This is a genomic window from Microbacterium mangrovi, from assembly GCF_000802305.1.
Taxonomy (GTDB): Bacteria; Actinomycetota; Actinomycetes; order Actinomycetales; family Microbacteriaceae; genus Microbacterium; species Microbacterium mangrovi.
Window position 1 is genome coordinate 37,809 of sequence record NZ_JTDK01000003.1, and the last position, 15,538, is coordinate 53,346.

A 15,538-nucleotide genomic window follows, 5' to 3' on the forward strand; every position below is an offset into this window, starting at 1 on the left:
GGCGCCTCAGGCGCGCCCGTGCCGGCGGCGGACCCGGCCGTTCGCGGATCGGTAGATCTCTTCGTACTGCGACACGACGCGTGACAGATCGAAGGTGCGTGATCGTTCGAGCCCGGCCGCGCCGACGCGCTCCCGCTCCGCCGCGTCGGTCAGCAGCCGCCGGATCGGCTCGGCGATCCGGTCGAGCGGGGCGAGCACTCCGGCACGGCCCTCGTCGGTCACGTACCGCGCGCCGACGTTGGGAGTGGCGACGACGGGGAGCGCCGCACTCATCGCCTCGGCGTACGGGATGCCGAAGCCCTCGTAGTCCGACGGCAGGCAGAAGACCCAGGCGCGGCGGAACTCCGCGGCGAGCTCTTCGTCGCCGAGCCGCCCGAGCGCGGTGACGCCCTCGGGGAGCTGATCGGGTGCATCCTGGGTCACCATCCGCAGCCGGGCTCCGGGGACGGCCGGGAGGACGTCGCGGGCGAACTGCTGGGCGAGCTCGGCGCCGCGCTTGCGGCCCCGCCACGTGCCGACGAACAGCACGGTGGGGTCGGGGAGCTTCTCCGCCGGGTCTCCGGGGCGGAATCGCGTCGTGTCCACGCCGTTGGGGATGACTGTGCGCACCCACGGGGTCCACCGCCGGGTCTGCGGCGAGATCAGCACCGTGCGATCGGCCACCACGGAGGCGAGCAGCTCGGTGAAGCCGAGAGCGACCATGCGCAGCTTCTCCCCGAAGCCCTTGATGCGCAGCGCCTCCTCGAAGCACGAACCGTGCAGGGTGCGCACGTGCATCGGCACGCGGCGGCGCCACATCCAGTAGTCCTCGCCGTGGGCGTGCAGCACGTCATAGGACGACAGGTCCTGGCGGCGCATCGTGAACGCGAACCGAAACGTGCGCAGGCTCCCGGTGAGCGGCAGGTGCACGTGTCCGTACCGGGCGCCGTCGACCGGCCCGCACGGGCTGAACACATCCACGTGGTGTCCGCGCCGGGCGAGCTCGTTCGCGAGCTCGTGCACCTGGTAGCCCACGCCGATCTTGCTCTCGCTGGGCAGGTAGTACGAGATCATCGCGATCCGCAGCGGCGCGGGGGAGGCATCCGTCATGCGGTCAGCCCGCTCCGCAGGGCCTCCAGCCAGCCGTGGCCTTCCCGCAGGTCGGGCTCGAGGTGGTTGCCCTCGGCCCACTCGTTCCACGATTTCACCCACAGGAGCCGCTCCTCGGCCGGGCGGTCCTGCAGCAGCGCGACGGCATCCTGCACGTTGCGCCGGAACCGCACGGGCGTCGCACCGGTCACGGCGAGGCCGCGCCGGCCGGAGCGGGGTGTGTTGTCCCAGTTGGGGTAGACGCACGGCTGGATGGCGCGATCGCGCGGGACCGTCTTCATGATGTCGTCGACGTACGGCCACACCTCGGGGCCGCCGCGAAGCTTGCGGCGCAGGCGCATGCGCAGTGTCGTCGCCTGGTTCACCCGCACGGGGATCCGCATGTACACGGACGAGTCGAATCCGTCGGCCGCGCCCGTGCGATACGTGGCGCCGCGACCCAGCAGGTCGCTCATCTCGGCGACGAGGTACAGCCCGGGGAGACCGGCGGCGCGCGCCATCGCCTGCCACCGGTCGACGAACTCGGCCGGATGCGGCAGCTCTTCGGGGCGGAACACGTAGAAGACCGGCTTGCCGTCCACGCGCAGGTAGCGCGGGTCGCGGAACGCCGGCAGGATCGTGTCGAAGTGCCGCTGGTCGTCTTCGGGACCGGGATAGCGCTGGTGCTTGAGCACCTTGTCGCCCGCGGCGTGCCAGATGCCGGTCCAGGACTGGTTGGCCCAGGCGAGGCAGAAGCTCACCTCCGGGGATCCGCTCTCGAGCACCTCGAGGAACGGCCGCTCGAGGATCCGGTCTCCCTCGCCGAACCAGTAGTGCCAGTAGGCGAAGGCCTCGACGCCGTACTCGCGAGCCAGGTCGCTCTGGGCCTGGCGGGTCTCGGGCACACGCAGATCGTAGAAGCCGAGGTCGGCGGGGAGGGTCGGCTGCACGTGACCGCGGAACAGCGGGCGCGCCTTGGCGGCGTTGGTCCACTCGGTGAATCCCGGGCCCCACCACTGGTCGTTCTCCGGGATGGGGAAGAACTGCGGCAGGTAGAACGCGATCGCGCGGGCCTTGAGGTCGTCGGTCAAGCGTTATCTCCCCGGGCAATAGCATGAAGCGATGGAGTCCCACGCACCATCGGTTCAGAGCGTACGCGAATTCCGACGGGCGAGGCGGGATGCCGGGGCAGCGAGCGAATGAGGGCCGACGTCGTGACCGAAGGCGCACCCGCGAAAGACAGGCCGATGCGCCTTCTCTGGCTGAGCAACGAGACGCCGGATGTCGGCGGCCAGGGCGGCCAGCGCCGGCAGTACTTCCAGATCCGCGAGTTCGTGCGCGCCGGCATCGCCGTGGACGTCGTCACGCTCGCCGGCCCGCAGTCGGACGAGTCGCTGCGCGGCTTCGCCTCCGTGGAGCGCATCGTTCGTTCGCGACGCCGGAAGCCGATTCGCACGATCCGCGGGATGGCCGCTCTCCGCCGTCGCCTGCGCTCGGGTTCCTACGACGCCGTGGTGGTCGCGCACACCGAGTCCTGGCCGCTCATCCGCCGCCGAGCGCTCGGCGGTCACCTGGATGTTCCCGTCCTGGTCGACCTGCACAACGTCTGGAGCGCGTGGGCGGACGCGCGCGGCGACGACGATGCCGCGCGGCGGTGGCGCGACCGGGAGGCGGAGATCCTCCGCGTGGCCGACGCCGTCTCGGTGTGCTCGCCGCTCGAGCGTGAGCGGCTGGGCGGATCCGGGACGGCAGAACGCATCGTGGCACCGCACGGCATCGACCCGGACGAATGGCCGGAGGTGCCCCGGGACGACACCGGCGCCATGGCGGTCGGCGCGTTCGGAAACTGGGACTGGTTTCCGAATCGCTCGGGAATCGACTGGTTCGTCGACGAGGTGTGGCCGGAGGTGCGCGGGCGGGTGCCGGGCGCGGAGTTCGTCGTCGCCGGGGGCGGCCTTCCGGATGCCGTGGCCGGCCTCGACGGCGTGCGATACCTCGGCCGGATCGCGGACCTCGGTGAGCTGCGCCGGCAGGTCGATGTCATGGTGACGCCCGTTCGCGAGGGCGTCGGGGCTCCGGTCAAGTTCGCCGAGGCACTCGCGACCGGTCGAGCTGTTCTGGCGACCACCGACGCGGCCGGAGCGCAGCATCCGGCAGGAACCGTCATCTCGGACGACCCGGCCGAATGGGCGGATGCGCTCACGGGCCTGCTGCGCGACCCGGGGCTCGCCCGGAGCCGCGGGCGGGCCGTGCGGAGCGAAGCCCTGGAACACCTGACCTGGCGCCGCACCACCGCGCCGCTGATCGACTGGGTCGCTCAGCGCGCAGACGAGGAGCCGTAGAGCCGCGGAATACGGCGCAGCGCCACCATCTCGGTGGCGAAGGCCGCGGCATAGGCCGTGTGCAGCGCTCGCAGGGCGTTGTCGTCGAACTCGGTTCCGACCCGTCTCGCCCGCCTCCGCGCCCGAAGAGACCGGACGAGCCGGCGCGCGCGACCCAGGCGAAGCACCTGTCCGTGCCAGTGATGGGCGATGTAGGCCTCCGACCGGGCCTTCTTCACGGCCTCCTCGAGCATGTTCTCGACGGATGCCCGCCGGGGGTCCGCGTGGTGCACGATCGGCGGGAGCGGTGCCCGGACGATCCGGGCTCCCGCCGCGCGGCACATGAGCGCGAACAGCTGCTCTTCGCCGTACCCCGAACTGTGGGGCCCCGCACCGAGGGACTGATCCCAGAGGGCATGCTGGAGCATGCGCCTCGTGAATCCGAAGCCTGCGCCGACGACCTCGACCTGGCCCTCTGCCCCGAGGTTCTCGGCGAGCCAGCCGCGGATGAGCGCCGGCAGGTTCCTGGCTGCGAGGTCGTCGGCCAGTGCGATCGGCGAGGCGACGACATCCGCCCCCGCATCCAGCGCTTCCGCCAGCCGGTCCACCCAGTGGCCGTCGAACACCACGTCATCGTCGACGAAGATGATCTTGTCCGCCGCGGCGAAGGTGCACGCCACGGTCCGTGCCCGCGACAGGCCGGGCAGCTCCGCACGGATGACGCGTACGTCGTCCCAGGCGCGATCGATGCCCGACGCCGAATTGTCGACGAGGAGGACCTCGACGTCGAAGCGGCTGGATCGGGCGGCCTGCACGAGTCGCGCGACGGCGGGGCCCGGATCGGACCTCGCGTCCGTGCACGTGATCAGGGAGACATCGGGTCGCGTGGTCATGTCAGTGGTGGTTCCGCCGGGGGGTGAGGGCGCGCGTCCGCAGTGCTGCGAGGCCCGACCGGCGGGCGAGCCAACGTCGGAACCACCGCCACCGGGCACGCGGCGGGGCGACCAGTGCGAGCAGGCCCAGCTGGTCGGCGAGCGTCAGATCCGCATACGCGAGGTTGAACAGGAGGTGCTGGACGTTCGGCCCGACCTCATGCCGGTCGGGGAAGACACCGCCGAGCCGCATCGCGGCCATGGTCGACAGGAACGGCCCGACCATGGGCGACACCGTGGTGGTCGACGCCGGGTGGACCCGGTAGAAGACGTCCTGCGTGTCGATCCGGAGAATGCCGCCCGTGATGCGGGCCACATTGAGGTTGAGGACGTGATCGTCGAGCGCGCGGGCGTGCGGTGCGCAACCGCCGGCCGAGATCGCGAGGTCGCGGTCGTAGAGCACGCAGGTCGTGAGCATCGCGGCGCCCCCGAGCAGCTGCTCGACGGTGATCGTGCCCGTGGCGTGGACGGAGAGCTCGCGATCGGACATCACGAGCGACTGCTCCTCGCCGGGCTGGATCCAGGTCCGCGGCCACGTGTCGCGACCGTCGCCCACGTTCCTCAATGGTTCCTCGTCGGCGGCGAAGGCGAAGGGGTGCTCGGAGGATGCCACCGCCGACGCGCCCTCGGCCCTCGCGAACGCAACGAGGGATGCAAGTCGGTCGCGATGCCAGAGGTCGTCCTGGTCGAGGAAGGCGACCCACCCGGGCGCGGCGGCGGCGAGTCCTCGGTTGCGGGCCACCGCGACCCCGAGATTGGGCTGCTGGATGATCGTCGGCGCCAGCGGATGCGCGCGCACGATCTCGACGGTGTCATCCGTCGAGCCGTCGTCGACGACGATGCAGTGCACCGCGGGATGCGTCTGCGCGAGGATGCTGTCCAGCGTGGCGTGGATGAATCGGCGGCCGTTGTAGGACGGAATCACGACGGTGACGAGATCTGCGGTAGCCATCAGCCCAACCGTGTCACATTCCTCACGGCGTCGTGAGGCGTGCGGCGGCCGACGCGTCGAGCAGGGCCCGCGCAACCTCCCCCTGCTCGCGCCCAGACGTCGCCAGGTGTGCGGTCGAGAACCGGCCGCTGTAGTCGCCGAAGATGCTGCTGATCTTGCCGTAGCTGTTGTCGAGGGTCACGTGCGGGATGTCGAGCAGGACCGCAAGGATGTGCGCGTGCAACCGGTCGACGACCGCGACGCGACCCCGCGACAGGAGATGCGCGGCGGAGGCGACATTCGCCCGCGCCATTGCCGTGTTGCCCACGTGCGCGAAGTCGCGGAACAGTGCTTTGAGCGCATGCGGGGAGCGATTGTGGACCCGTGCGGCGTACATCGCCGCCCCGGACATTCGCGCGTATCGCCGGGGCATCGCCGTGTGCCAGTCGATCGGGCCGAGGACGTCGGACAGATCCGGGACCGGCTCGCCGAGGCTCTCCTCGTCGTCGCGCCGGATGATCACATAGTCGTGTTCCGGATGCCCGGACCGGCGCAGCTCGCCGTTGCCGAAGGCGAGGTCGGGGCAGAGTGCGACGCGAACGTCGGGGAGTTGCGCGCGCGCCCGGTCGAGGGACCCGGAGTCGCGCACGAGGAGGGTGAGGTCGTCGTGCTCGGCGAAGACCCGATTGGCGCGCCGGGCGTTGGCCGGATCGCGGAACCAGATGCTCTGGCTGAGCACGACGACCTTCGACCGATCGAGCTGCGGGATGATCCGCTCGCGGAAGAGCTGATGGCGCTCGTAGATGTCGCCGAGGTTTCCTCCGCCCTGGAAGAGGACGACCGCCCCATCGCGTGTGCGCTCGAACTCGCGGGCATTGAACCGGTCGAGATCCGCGTCGTAGACCACCCGCATCCCGAGTTCGCGCAGGTAGCGCATCGTGCCGGTCCAGATGAGGCTGTCGCCGGCGTTGTTGTAGCGCGGGAAGTCCAGCACGACCGCACGCGTGAACCGCCGTCCGTCGGGCCCGGTGACGGCGTCGGCGAGGATTCTGCGGGTCTGGTCCCGGATGTCGGTGAGGATTTGGCGATCGTGGTCGTTCACGGAGTCCTGCCGTCGTTCGCAGGCCGGATCGCACCTCCCACGGATGCGGGGCCCGACTGCTAGCATGCCACGGTGGTGGAGATCAGGTCGGTGCCGACACCCGACTTGCGCCAGACGGGGTTCGAGCTCCGCGGCCTCGCCGGCGGCTCCGCGCGGTGCATGTTCGACGCCGATGTCCCACTCGACCAGTCCGGTCAGTCGTGGCTGGCGGCATCTCTCCCGATCCTCATGGTCGCCGGCGAGGACGCCGTCTTCGACGACGCACTCGAGCCGATCGCGGTCGCCGGTGCCGAGCGTGCGCAGTCGATCCTGCGCGAGTGGAACCCGACCCTGCACCGGGTGATCATCGAGGCAGACCAGGCAGCCCCGGGCGAGCCGGTCGAGGGAGTCGGGTGCTTCTTCTCCGGAGGCGTCGACTCCTTCTACTCCGCACTCACCCTGCGCGACGAGATCACCCACCTCATCTTCGTGCAGGGTTTCGACATCGCGATCGACGACGACCAGCTGGCCGCGCGGGCCCTGGCCGGGGTGCAGTCCGCTGCGCGCGAGCTCGGCAAGCAGCTCATCACGGTGCGCACCGACCTGCGGGCCGTCTCGGATCGCTGGTCACCGTGGGGCGAGGAGTATCACGGCGCCGCGCTCGCCGCAGTGGCGCTGTTGCTGGCCGACCACGTCGGGCGCGTGATCATCCCGTCGACCTTCCAGACCGACGACGCGGTCCCGTGGGGCTCTCACGCCGACCTCGATCCGCTCTGGTCCACGAGCCGGGTGGTCCTCGAGCACCACGGTGTCGACCTCCATCGGTCGGACAAGATCGGGGCGATCAGCGCCGATCCGATCGCGCTGCGCCACCTGCGGGTGTGCTGGCAGCAGGAGAACGGCGAATACAACTGCGGACGCTGCTCCAAGTGCATCCGGACGATGGCCGTTCTGCAGGCCTACGGTGCGCTCGAGGCATGCGCCACCTTCCCGTCGACGATCGACTCCTCGCCCCTGCGACAGGTGCGCCGGCCGAAGCCCTACGAGGTCATCGATGCGCGGTCCATCCTCGCGCTCCTCAAAGCGCGCGGGGTTCGGGATCGGGCCCTTCGGCGCGACCTTCGCGGTCTGATGATCCGCGATTCACGCGTCTGGCAGACCGCACGGGCGGTGCGGAACCGGATTCGGCGCCGGCGCTGAGCAACACTAACCCGCCGCGGGTCAGGGAAGATCGAGCCGCCCGAGCTCGACCAGTCGCGCGAACTCCTCGTCCTTCTGACGCACCTCGTCGAAGGTGCCCTCGGCGCTGACGCGGCCGCCCCGGAGGAAGACGAGCTGATCGACATTGCGCACCGTCGACAGCCGGTGCGCGACGATGATGATCGTGAGGGTGCCGCCGAGACCGGCGAGAGTCTGGGCGATCTCGTGCTCGGTGACGTTGTCCAGGGCGGAGGTCGCCTCGTCGAGAACGAGCACGTGCGGGCGCCGGTACAGCGCCCGGGCGAGACCCAGCCGCTGACGCTGACCACCGGACATCCGGACGCCGCGCTCTCCGATCTCCGTGTCCAGGCCGCTGGGCAGGTCCGCGATCACGTCGTCGAGCCGTGCCATCCGGATGACCTCGTGCACGCGGGCTTCGTCGATCGCCTCGGGCGGCACGCCGAACGCGACATTCGCGCGGACGGACCCGTTGAGGAGGAAGACATCCTGTGGCACGACGCCGAGGCCGTGGTACCAGCCCACCAGATCATCGTTGATCGGCCGCCCGCCGCACTCGACGATGCCGCCGGCCGGCTCGAGCAGCCCCAGCAGGATGTCGAGCAACGTGCTCTTCCCGGCGCCGCTGGACCCCACGAAAGCGACCGTCGTGTTCTGCGCGATCCGCAGCGAGATGCCGTTGAGTACCTGCTCGTCGCTGTCGGGGTAGTGATACGTGATGTCGTGCATGACGATGTCGCCGACGTACTCCGTGCCGTCGTGCGCGGTCTCGTCGTGCGGTTCATGGGCGTCGAGCTCGTGGACCGCGTCCGCGATGATGCGAAGACCGGCCTGGCCGATCCGGGTCGTCGCGAGGTTGGCCGAGACGCGGTTGAGCGTGGGGAGCATGCGCACGGATGCCGCGGCGAAGACGCCCAGCACCGTGATCGCCTCGGCACCGGTCCCCGTGTTGAAGAGGATGACCGACATCCCGAGGATCGCGATGATGAATCCCAGTTCGAGCAGGTACCGCGGGGCGTCGGCCACGATGCCCATCTGGCGGGCGGCCCGCGCCTGGCGCAGACGGGCATCCTCGTAACCTCGGACGAACCGGCCCGTCGTCGACGTGAGACGCGTCTCTCGGAAGCCCTCCATGCTGGGCATGAGATGCTGCCATGCCGCGAGGCTCGCATCCGCCATCTCCTCGCCGATGAAGCGCTGGCGCCGACGGAGCATCCGCTGCACCCCGCCGATCAGGACGACGAAGAGCACGACCGTGAAGATCGTGACCTCAAACGAGGTGACCGCGAGAACGAGACCGATCGCGATCAGCACGACGAGGTCCGAGAACATCGTCACGATCGCGAGCAGCACGCTCGCCGACTGGGTCGTCGCATCGTTGATGTTGCGGTAGAGCACGCTGAGCGAGCGCGAGCGGTGGTCCGTGTACGGCGCGAGCGCGTATCGCCGCATGAGCTCGGTCGAGGACCTCGCCGAGATCAGAGTGGTGCGGCCGAGCAGCCACCAGCGGAACCACAGCGCGCCGATGGTCTTGAAGATGAACGCCATCGCCACGATGCCGCCGACGATGGGAATCAGCTTCTGCACGTCGCTGGTGCCGGCCATCCGGGAGATCGCGCCGAGGGCTCCGGTGTCCGTGCTGCCGCCGGTGATCAGCGTCATCAGCGGGACCATGGCCGCGACGCCGAGGGTGTCGAGGGCCGCGAGCGCCACGGAGGCGACCACGGTGCCGACGATCCAGCGGGCAGGATGCGCCCCGGCCATGCGCAGCACCAGCCTGAGCTGTGCGGGCAGAGTGTCGCGTTCCGGTCGCTGAGTCATGTCTCCCCAGTGGGCCGCCGACCCTCCGTCGCGGCGTTCCTCGGCAGTCTAATCGGGAAGGCAGGAAAGCCCGCTGAGAAACGGTTCGTTGCATAGCACACTCGAGCCGAGTGCTCACTGGACACGGCCCGGACCTCAGCACTATCCTGAACCTGCGTTGTTCGCGACTGGGGGCGAACGACGCGCCTGCCCGAACCCAGATTGGCGGCCTCCGGCCGTTCAGCACCGACCGAGTCCGTCTGGAGAATCACAATGAGCGACATCGAAGAATCCGGCGCCAGCACGCCGCAGGGCGTCAGCCGCCGTACCGTCACCAAGGCCATGGCCTGGGCAGTGCCCGCGGTTGCGGTCGCTGCAGCCGCGCCGGCGTTCGCCGCCTCGGGCAAGCCGCCGATCATCTCGGCCGGCGCCGCCTGTAAGCTGCCCGGCAACAGCTGTAAGACCCTGCCGCCGAAGGGCTACCAGGTCCCCGCGACGATCCAGAACCCGGACCCGACGAAGACCATCTGGATCACCGCCATCACGATCTCGAACAACACGTGCGGCAACCTGACCAACGCCACGGCCGTGCCGGCCGTGCCCTTCTCGGTCACGCCCGGTCAGACGATCAACGTCACGTTCGTCGCGAATGCGAGCAGCAGCGCCAACCAGGCGTGCTCGTTCGACTTCGAGGTCACCTGGGGCCACGCGTCCGACGGTTCCGACCACGACCACTCGCCGATCCCGGTGCACGTCGTGATCCCGAGCACGCCGCCGGACTGCGTCTGCCCGCCGGCCTGATCGCCGATCATCGAACGCCCTCTTCAGCTCCGCTGGAGGGGGCGTTCGCGTTCGCCGGCGAACTCTGTGTCTTGATCAGCCGCGCAGCGTGGCGACGACCGCGGCCATCTCCGCGGCCCGGTCGGCCCAGTCCACGACGGCCGCTGCCGGACGCCCGGAAGCGCCTGCGCCCAGCTGCGCCGCGACGGCCTCCGGGAAGGCGACCGCATCGGCGATCGTGATGCGCGGGTCGTCCGCCTCGCGGAACCCGGCGACGGCGGTCGAGACGACCGGCCTGCCGGCGGCCTGATACTCGTACAGCTTGATCGGGTCGAGGCTGTCGGTGAACTCGTCGACCCGATGCGGCACGAGGAGCACATCGGCGTGCCGCAGGTAGGCCGGGATCTGCTCGTGCGGGCGCGCACCGAGCACCACCGCGCGGGCGTCGGTGAGCCGACGGGAGTCGGCGGCATCGAGGGCGTCGGGGCCCACGAAGACGACGGTCGCCGACCCGGCGAGTGCCTCGGCCGTCCGAACGCAGACGTCGGTGTCGAGGCGGTCGGCGTGCAGCGTGCCCGCATAGAGAGCGATGCGACCGGCCGGGAGGTCCGCGGGCCGCTCCTGATCGGCGGCGTACGCCGCAGTGTCCACGGCGTTGCGGATCAGCACGATCGGAGCCTTCGCCGCCGCGCGCTCCGCGGACTTGCGCCGCAGCAGCTCGGGGGAGCACGCGACCACCGCGGCGGCGTTCTCGAGCAGATCCTGCTCGCCGGCGAGGATGCGGGTGCGCTCGCGGTCGGAGCGGGCGGCGACCGCCCAGTCGTCGGTCATGTCGTAGAGCGCCGGCCAGCCGGACCGGCGCCGCACGTCGGCGGCCGCGGGGTCGTTGATCCACAGCAGCGGCTCGGTCATGTCCAGCCGGGTCGCAGCCTGCTGCACCGCGTTCGCGATGCGTTCGTCGGCGCGGCGGTCCACGCGCCGCGGGAGAGCCTTCGTCGGCCGCATGGTCCACAGCCGCGGGGACACGTCGCCCAGCAGCCGCGGCCCGAAGCCGAGGTGCGGCCGGCGCCGGGCGCGGACGTCATGCACCGGATCGGCGGGCGGCTCGACGAACAGCACGCGCAGGGCAGGATCGGCATCCAGCATCCGCGAGATCAGATGCTGGTTGCGTCGCCAGACGCCGTCCCACGCCTCCAGCGACATCACGACGAGATCGGTCATGCCCTGTCCTTCTCGGTCCGGTCTGCGATGGCTGCGCGGTAGACGGCATCCGTCTGCTCCACCTGGGCCTGGACCGAGAACCGCTCGATGACGCGCGCCCGCTCGGCCTCGCCCAGCCGGCGCCGGGCGCCGGGGTCGACCGCGAATGCACGCAGCCCGGCCGCGGCGGCGTCGGCGTCGCCGGGCGGGAAGAGAGCGCGGTCGTCGAGCCCGCCCATCGTCTCGAGGTGCCCCGCGGCGGCCGCCGCCACCACCGGCAGCCCGCTCGCCATGGCCTCGAGCACCGTGAGGCCGAAATGCTCGTACGGCGCCGTCGCCAGGAGGATGCCCGCTCGGGCCATGAGCTGCGGCACGTCGTCGCGGAAGCCGAGCATCCGCGCCGAGCCGCCGAGGCCGGAGGCGTCTTCGGCGAGAGCCTCCGCCTCCGCACCCGTTCCGGCGATGTCGAGCCGCCAGCCTTCGTCGGCAAGGCCCGATCGTGCGAAGGCCTCGATCGCGAGCACGGTCTGCTTCTCGGGCTGGAGACGCTGCACGACCAGGATCACGCGCTCGCGCCCTGCCGTCGGGGGGAGGGGCGGTGGTTCGATGCCCGGGAAGACCACCGTGCTGGGGACGCCGATCGCGTCGGCGACGGCGGAGCTCACGGCGATCTCGGCATCCACCACACGGCGCGCGACCGGATCGAGAGGGAGTGCACGGAAACGGCCGCGCCGCTGGGCGAAATGGCGGGTGGAGACGATCGCGGGGCGTGCGCGACCTGCGAACGCCTGCACCGCGGCGATGTCCGCGGCTGTCATGTGGGTGTTGACGACGTCGGCGCGATCATTGCGTCGGCGCATCGCCGCCGCCACGGCCGCCGTCCGGTCGGCCGGCTCGAAACCGACGCCGGCGTCGGCGAGCGGGGCGGCCATGTGGGCCGGATCCCCGCCGATGACGTGCACGTCGTGCCCGGCCTCCGCCTGGGCGATCGACAGCCGCCGCACGAACTGCTCCACACCGGCGAAGCTCGCCGACCGGATCGCATGCACGACGCGGATGCCGCTCATGGCGCGGTCCGATCGAGATCGGGCCGCAGGTCGGCGAGCAGCTCGACGTAGCGCTGCGCCGAGGCCCGCCAGCTGTGCGCCTCCGCGCTGCGTCGTGCGGCCTCCCGCAGCGGCGCGAGATCAATCGCGGCGAGCTGCTCGAAGCGCGCCGCGAGTTCGATCGGGTCGCGATCCACGAGGAACCCGTTCTCGCCGTCGACGATGACGTCGGGGGCGTAGCCGACGCGGGTGGCGACCACGGGGACGCCGGCGGCGAGCGCCTCCAGGACGACCAGTGCGTTCGCTTCATAGGCGCTCGGCAGCGCGAAGATGTCGCTGGCGGCGAAGAAGAGCGGCAGGTCGTCGCCGCGCGGGCCCATGAACAGCACCCGATCTGCGACTCCGGCGGCCTCCGCGTGGGCGCGCGCGTCCGCGATGGACTGCTGGTTGCCTCCCGCGACGAGCATGAGCACCGTCGTCGCGTGCGCCAGCGCGTCGATCGCGAGGGGAAGTCCCTTCCGCTCGAACTCGTGCCCGACGAACAGCACGACGCGGTCTTCGTCGTCGAGGCGGAACTGCGCCCGCGCGTTCCGGCGTTCCTCCGCCGTGGGAGGGCGGAACCGCTCGAGGTCGACGCCGTTCGGGATGACGACGACCGGCGGACGCACCTTTCCGTAGGTGCGGCGCAGCACCTCGACCTGCGCGGGCGACAGCGCCACGACGGCGCGGTGGGCCCGGCCGCGGTAACGGACGAGGTCACGCGCGAACGTGAACAGGTGCGTCGGGTTGCGCACCATCCGCCAGGCGCCGTTGCCACGCGCGCGCATGGCGGCGCTGACCACCCCGTGGTCGACGTAGACGTCGCCGGTCATCACGTTGTTGTGGCAGATCGAGACGGCATCCGGACGCTCGGCGAGATACTCCTTGGCGCGCGCCGTGCCGATGACGGTGAACCACACCATCTGCCGGAAGAGGGCGAAGGCGCGCATCGGCACACTTCGTCGTTCTCGGAAGGACTTTCCGCGCAGCGCGTCCTCGAGGGTGAAGCGTTCGACGGTGTGGCCCAGAGCGCGGAACTCCCGCTCCAGGTTCGCGGCCACGCCGGCGACCCCGGACCCGGTGTGGATGTACGGCGCGATCTGCACGATCCTCATCGGCGCTCCGAAGCCTCGGGGTACCGCCGGCGCTCGACCTTCAGCGGGCCCCGCGCGTACAGCGCGGCACGGCGCCAGGCGGCGCGGCCGCGATCGCCGGGAAGCAGGATGCCGCGCACCGTCGCCCCCGCCCAGACCGCGAACCGCGTCATCGTCCAGCCGAGGGCGCCGAAGTGCTTCCGGTAGAAGCGTTCCTGGCCGGCGTGGAAGTGGACCTCCCGGCGGGTGGCGTCCGTGCTGGTGCCTGCGCCCGCGTGCTCCGCCTTCGCATCCGCCGTCACGGTATGCCGCCAGCCGAGCAGCTTCGCCCGGTAGGCCCAGTCGGTCTCCTCGGCGTACAGGAAGAAGCTCTCGTCGAACCAGCCGACGTGGTCGATCGCCGCGCCGTTCAGCATCAGCACGGACCCGATCACGTAGCGGTCCGCGCGCCGCAGCCGGGCGAGTCCCATCGCTTCGGCCCAGGCGCCGGCGGGGGACGGGAACGGCCAGTCGACGCGGGCGGGATGCCCGGCCTCGTCCACCTGGACGGGGCCGGCGCTGGCGATGCCGGGCGTGGCGTGCAGTCCGCTCTGGACCCGTGCGATGTCGGCGGGTGCGATGACCGCATCGGGGTTGAGAAGCAGCACATCGCCGTGCGGGACGAGGCGGTCGGCGAGAGCGACGTTGACCCCCGTGCCGAACCCGCCGTTGCGTCCCGGGTCGAGATAGCGGACGCCGAGTTCAGCGCAGAGGTCCGCGATCTCCGGCAGCGACGAGTTGTCCACCACCGTCACGGGGAACCCGGCGACCGGCGCGAGCGCCCGGCGCAGGAGGTCCGGGGCGCCGTAGGCGACGACGACGATCTCGAGCCCGGGCGATGCCCGGTGCTCCGGCCCGGGATCACCGGGACGGTGGATCACGGCTTCGTACAGGTCGAGGTAGTCGGACGCGACGGCATCCCAGGTGCAGGATGCCGCGCGCGCGAACCCGGCCGCCACGAGCTCCGTGCGCCGTGGTCCCGCGGCATAGGCGAGCGCCGTCGCCAGGGCCGCAGCATCCCCTTCGGGCACGACGATCCCCGCGCCGCCGACGACGTCCGGGAGGGCGCCGGCATCGCTGGAGACGACGGGGACGCCCGTCGCCATCGCTTCGACGGCGACGCGCCCGAACTGCTCGGTCCACGACGGCGTGGCCTGGGACGGGATCGCGAGCACGTCGATCCCGCGATAGAAGTCCGCGACCTGTTCCGGCGGCACCGCACCCACCAGCTCGACCCTCCCGGCGATGCCGAGCTCGGCGGCGCGCCCCGGCACGTCGGCGGCCAGAGGCCCCGCGCCGGCGATCCGCACCCGCATCCCGGGGGCGGCCGCGGCAGCCCGGAGGAGCACATCGATCCCCTTCTCCGGCACCAGCCGCCCCACGAAGCCCGCCACGAACGAGCCGTCGTCTTCCTCGAGCGGGGCGGAGCTCGCCGAGGCCGGTGAGAACTCGTCCGCGTCGATTCCGAGGGGGATGACCCGCGCGCGCCCGGCGAAACCCTTCGCGCTCACGATCCGTGCCGCTTCGGCATTGCACGCCGAGATGCCCCGCGCTGTTCGGAGGGCGACCCGTTCCAGCCAGCGGAAGGGAACGGGATACCGCTTCGGGATGTTCTGCGCCGTATAGAGGACCACGGGCGCGCGGTTGCGCCGCAGGGCCCGCAGCAGGAGCACCTCCGCGGTCGCCAGGGCGAACGGCTCCTCATGGATGTCGATGACGTCCCACTGCTCGCCGAGCGCGCGCCAGATCGGGCGCGGGTCGAAGACGAAGAGCGCGGGATGCCGGCCCCGGGTCCGCACCGCCGTGGCCTCGTCGCCCGCGCTGGTCGCCAGGGAGACCTCGACGCCCCCGGCGTGCCACCGGGAAGCCGCGAGCAGGCTCACGTGCACACCCCGAGCGCGAAGGGCGCGCTCCCGTCCGCGCCACGCCGCGACGGTGGCGCTGTGGGAGATCCTCAGTACGCGCACGCGAACCCCTTCGATAAACTCG

The 15,538-nt window shown here is 71.2% G+C and carries 13 protein-coding genes; 3 read left to right on the top strand and 10 right to left on the bottom strand.

Features of this window, described 5'->3' with window-relative positions; translation table 11 throughout:
• Positions 1-6 precede the first annotated feature (6 nt).
• Entirely contained in the window at positions 7-1,089 is a 1,083-nt protein-coding gene (locus LK09_RS03265) for a glycosyltransferase family 4 protein (protein ID WP_039395921.1), read from the bottom strand.
• On the bottom strand, positions 1,086-2,159 hold the full coding sequence (locus LK09_RS03270; RefSeq protein ID WP_039395923.1) for a glycosyltransferase WbsX family protein: 1,074 nt from the start codon (positions 2,157-2,159) through the stop codon (positions 1,086-1,088). Before LK09_RS03270 ends, LK09_RS03265 begins: the two co-directional genes overlap by 4 nt.
• A 123-nt stretch (positions 2,160-2,282) precedes the next feature.
• Between LK09_RS03270 and LK09_RS03275 the strand changes: the two genes are divergently transcribed.
• Positions 2,283-3,410, top strand: a complete 1,128-nt coding sequence (locus LK09_RS03275) for a glycosyltransferase family 4 protein (protein ID WP_197060958.1) — start codon at positions 2,283-2,285, stop codon at positions 3,408-3,410.
• Here the strand turns inward: LK09_RS03275 and LK09_RS03280 are convergent.
• Genes LK09_RS03280 through LK09_RS03290 form a run of 3 tightly spaced genes read right to left on the bottom strand, consistent with a single transcriptional unit; the run spans position 3,386 to position 6,354 of the window.
• A complete protein-coding gene (locus LK09_RS03280) occupies positions 3,386-4,282 on the bottom strand; it encodes a glycosyltransferase family 2 protein (RefSeq protein ID WP_039395927.1) in 897 nt (298 codons plus the stop codon). The two genes, LK09_RS03275 and LK09_RS03280, sit on opposite strands and share 25 nt — an antisense overlap.
• 1 nt (position 4,283) lies before the next feature.
• Complete coding sequence (locus tag LK09_RS20555; RefSeq protein WP_052226372.1) at positions 4,284-5,273, bottom strand: glycosyltransferase family 2 protein; 990 nt, start codon at positions 5,271-5,273, stop codon at positions 4,284-4,286.
• A gap of 22 nt (positions 5,274-5,295) precedes the next feature.
• Positions 5,296-6,354, bottom strand: a complete 1,059-nt coding sequence (locus tag LK09_RS03290) for a polysaccharide pyruvyl transferase family protein (protein ID WP_052226373.1) — start codon at positions 6,352-6,354, stop codon at positions 5,296-5,298.
• A gap of 72 nt (positions 6,355-6,426) precedes the next feature.
• Here LK09_RS03290 and LK09_RS03295 point away from each other — a divergent pair, with 72 nt between their 5' ends.
• On the top strand, positions 6,427-7,533 hold the full coding sequence (locus LK09_RS03295; RefSeq protein WP_156138639.1) for an adenine nucleotide alpha hydrolase family protein: 1,107 nt from the start codon (positions 6,427-6,429) through the stop codon (positions 7,531-7,533).
• Between the two features lie 21 nt (positions 7,534-7,554).
• Here the strand turns inward: LK09_RS03295 and LK09_RS03300 are convergent, their stop codons facing one another.
• Positions 7,555-9,372 (bottom strand): ABC transporter ATP-binding protein, encoded by a 1,818-nt coding sequence (locus tag LK09_RS03300; RefSeq protein ID WP_039395931.1) that lies wholly within the window; start codon positions 9,370-9,372, stop codon positions 7,555-7,557.
• 252 nt (positions 9,373-9,624) lie between these two features.
• On the opposite strand from LK09_RS03300, the gene LK09_RS03305 reads away from it, so the two are divergent.
• On the top strand, positions 9,625-10,152 hold the full coding sequence (locus LK09_RS03305) for a hypothetical protein (protein WP_039395932.1): 528 nt from the start codon (positions 9,625-9,627) through the stop codon (positions 10,150-10,152).
• A 75-nt stretch (positions 10,153-10,227) separates the two neighbouring features.
• On the opposite strand, the gene LK09_RS03310 is transcribed toward LK09_RS03305, so the two are convergent.
• From LK09_RS03310 to LK09_RS03325, 4 genes are read right to left on the bottom strand one after another with little or no spacing between them, the layout of a single operon-like run.
• A complete protein-coding gene (locus LK09_RS03310) occupies positions 10,228-11,352 on the bottom strand; it encodes a glycosyltransferase (protein ID WP_039395933.1) in 1,125 nt (374 codons plus the stop codon).
• On the bottom strand, positions 11,349-12,398 hold the full coding sequence (locus LK09_RS03315; protein ID WP_039395934.1) for a glycosyltransferase family 4 protein: 1,050 nt from the start codon (positions 12,396-12,398) through the stop codon (positions 11,349-11,351). Before LK09_RS03315 ends, LK09_RS03310 begins: the two co-directional genes overlap by 4 nt.
• Entirely contained in the window at positions 12,395-13,531 is a 1,137-nt protein-coding gene (locus LK09_RS03320; protein ID WP_039395935.1) for a glycosyltransferase family 4 protein, read from the bottom strand. Before LK09_RS03320 ends, LK09_RS03315 begins: the two co-directional genes overlap by 4 nt.
• On the bottom strand, positions 13,528-15,516 hold the full coding sequence (locus tag LK09_RS03325) for a glycosyltransferase (protein WP_231562942.1): 1,989 nt from the start codon (positions 15,514-15,516) through the stop codon (positions 13,528-13,530). The genes LK09_RS03320 and LK09_RS03325 overlap by 4 nt, the downstream gene beginning before the upstream one ends.
• Between the last annotated feature and the right edge of the window lie 22 nt (positions 15,517-15,538).